This window comes from Halomonas citrativorans (assembly GCF_900163645.1).
Taxonomy (GTDB): Bacteria; Pseudomonadota; Gammaproteobacteria; order Pseudomonadales; family Halomonadaceae; genus Vreelandella; species Vreelandella citrativorans.
In genome coordinates, this window is the sequence record NZ_FUKM01000016.1 from 1 (window position 1) to 1,940 (window position 1,940).

Sequence of the window (1,940 nt, forward strand, 5' to 3'; positions counted from 1 at the left end):
GCCAATGCCATTCGCGCCCTTTCCATGGATGCTGTTCAGAAGGCCAAGTCCGGCCACCCTGGCGCCCCCATGGGCATGGCTGATATCGCCGAGGTGCTGTGGAATGACCACCTCAAGCACAACCCCGAAGACCCAACGTGGGCCGATCGTGACCGGTTCGTGCTGTCCAATGGCCACGGCTCAATGCTGCTCTACTCTCTGCTGCACTTAAGCGGCTATGAGTTAAGCCTGGAACAGCTTCAAAACTTCCGGCAGTTGCACTCGCCCACCGCCGGCCATCCGGAATTTGGCTACGCGCCCGGCATCGAAACCACCACCGGCCCGCTCGGTCAGGGGTTTGCCAACGCGGTCGGCTTTGCGATTGCCGAAAAAACCCTGGCAGCGCAGTTCAACCGCCCGGGCCACACCATTGTCGATCACCACACCTGGTGCTTTTTGGGTGACGGCTGCCTGATGGAAGGCATTTCCCATGAGGCGGCGTCGCTGGCGGGTACTCAGCAGCTGGGCAAGCTGATTGCGCTCTATGACGACAACGGCATTTCGATTGATGGGGAAGTGGAAGGCTGGTTTACCGACGATACCGCCAAACGCTTTGAAGCCTACGGCTGGCACGTGGTGCCCAATGTCGATGGTCACAAGCCGGAAGAGATCCAGGCCGCCATTGCACTTGCCAAACAGAACGATGACAAGCCCAGCCTGATTATCTGTAAAACGATTATCGGTTTCGGTGCGCCCAACAAGCAGGGCAAGGAAGAGTCGCACGGCGCGCCGCTGGGCGAAGACGAAGTTGCCCTGGCGCGCAAGCAGCTGGACTGGCCCCACGCACCGTTCCATATCCCCGAGCCCGTTTACGCTGGCTGGGATGCGCGTGAAGCAGGTAAAACCCGCCAGCAGGCGTGGGAAAAGCGCTTTGCCCGCTATGCCGAGGCGTTCCCGGCCGAGGCGCAGGAGTTCAAGCGCCGCATGAAAGGCCAGCTGCCGGCTGAAATACCGACCGAAGCCCTCATCGAGCAGGCCCAGGAAAAAGGCGCCAGCATCGCCACCCGTAAAGCGTCACTGGAAGCGCTTAACGTGATTGGTCCGAAAATGCCGGAACTGCTGGGTGGCAGTGCAGACCTTGCCCCGTCCAACCTGACCTTCTGGAAGGGCGCCAAAGCGATTACGCCGGAAGATGCCAGCGGTAACTACCTGCACTATGGCGTACGTGAGTTCGGCATGGGCGCGGTAATGAACGGTATCGCCCTGCACGGTGGTTTTGTCCCGTACGGTGCAACCTTCCTGATCTTCATGGAGTACATGCGCAACGCGGTTCGCATGGCGGCGTTAATGGGTCAGCAGGCGATCTACGTATTTACCCATGACTCCATTGGCCTGGGTGAAGATGGCCCGACCCACCAGCCCATCGAGCAGCTGACCAGCCTGCGCACGACGCCGAACCTGAACACCTGGCGCCCCTGTGACGCCGTGGAAACCGCCGCCGCCTGGGATGCGGCCATCAAGCGTCACTCTGGCCCCACGGCGCTGATCCTGTCGCGTCAGAACCTGCCGCACCAGGCGCGCACCAAAGCCCAACTGGCTTCCATTCAGCGTGGTGGTTACGTGCTAAAAGACAGCGACGGTACGCCCGAGCTGATCCTGATTGCCACCGGTTCGGAAGTGGGGCTGGCCATGGATGCTGCCGCCGAGCTTGAAGCACAGGGCAAAGCAGTACGCGTGGTCTCCATGCCGTCGACCTACCGCTTCAACGGTCAGGACGCCGAGTACCGGGAAAGCGTACTGCCCAGGGCGGTCACCAAACGCATTGCCATTGAAGCCTCACATGCCGACTACTGGTACAAGTATGTGGGTCTGGACGGCCGTGTGATCGGCATGACCACGTTCGGCGAATCCGCCCCCGCGGGTGAGCTGTTCAAGCACTTCGGCTTTACGGTTGAGAATAT

The 1,940-nt window shown here is 60.8% G+C and carries 1 protein-coding gene; it reads left to right on the plus strand.

The genetic code is table 11. The annotated features are described in order from the left end of the window. Window positions 1-1,940: transketolase (gene tkt, locus CZ787_RS04435; RefSeq protein ID WP_176372171.1), on the plus strand; the 1,940-nt coding region annotated here is incomplete at both ends.